The sequence below is a fragment of the Pseudomonas sp. LSJ-87 genome, from assembly GCF_032971465.1.
Taxonomy (GTDB): domain Bacteria; phylum Pseudomonadota; class Gammaproteobacteria; order Pseudomonadales; family Pseudomonadaceae; genus Aquipseudomonas; species Aquipseudomonas putida_Z.
The window spans coordinates 1-210 of record NZ_JAWJYQ010000098.1 but is presented as its reverse complement, the minus strand read 5'-3'; the positions used below and the strand labels follow the sequence as shown (position 1 = coordinate 210).

1 protein-coding gene is annotated in these 210 nt (G+C 62.9%); it reads left to right on the top strand.

Annotated features, from left to right (window positions below):
- Nucleotides 1–210, top strand: a 210-nt coding sequence (locus RYH74_RS26215; RefSeq protein ID WP_317410605.1) for a cbb3-type cytochrome c oxidase subunit I, incomplete at both ends; no start/stop codon positions are given.

Sequence of the window (210 nt, the reverse complement as noted above, 5' to 3'; positions counted from 1 at the left end):
AAGTCCTACTCGGTGTATGCCGGCGCCACCGATGCCATGGTGCAGTGGTGGTACGGCCACAACGCCGTGGGCTTCTTCCTGACCGCGGGCTTCCTGGGGATGATGTACTACTACGTGCCCAAGCAGGCCGAACGCCCGGTGTATTCCTATCGCCTGTCGATCGTGCACTTCTGGGCGCTGATCACCCTGTACATCTGGGCCGGCCCGCAC